A 348-nucleotide genomic window follows, 5' to 3' on the forward strand; every position below is an offset into this window, starting at 1 on the left:
CACACCCACCATCCAACACCACCACAGAATCAACACCACGCAACGTCCACGCACGATGAGACACCAACACCACCAAACGCCCAACAGCAGCCACCTTCAACCGAGCAAAAATCTCCTCCTCAGTCTCAGCATCCACAGCACTGGTCGGCTCATCCAACACCCACACCGGTGCATCCCGAAGAACCACACGCGCCAACGCCAAACGCTGCCACTGACCACCCGAAAGACCAACACCACCAAACGACTCACCCAACTGAGCATCCAAACCACCCTCAAGACCACGCACAAAATCATCAGCACAAGCCACCGACAAAGCCGACCACAAATCAGCATCACCAAGACGCTCAA

Annotated in this window: 1 protein-coding gene; it reads right to left on the bottom strand. The window is 55.7% G+C overall.

Annotated elements, in window-relative coordinates; all coding sequences use genetic code 11:
* Positions 1-348: ATP-binding cassette domain-containing protein (locus AB8E48_RS09025; protein WP_368886490.1), on the bottom strand; the 348-nt coding region annotated here is incomplete at both ends.

Origin of the sequence: Rothia mucilaginosa, assembly GCF_964211445.1 — a bacterium.
In the GTDB taxonomy this organism is placed as follows: domain Bacteria; phylum Actinomycetota; class Actinomycetes; order Actinomycetales; family Micrococcaceae; genus Rothia; species Rothia mucilaginosa_E.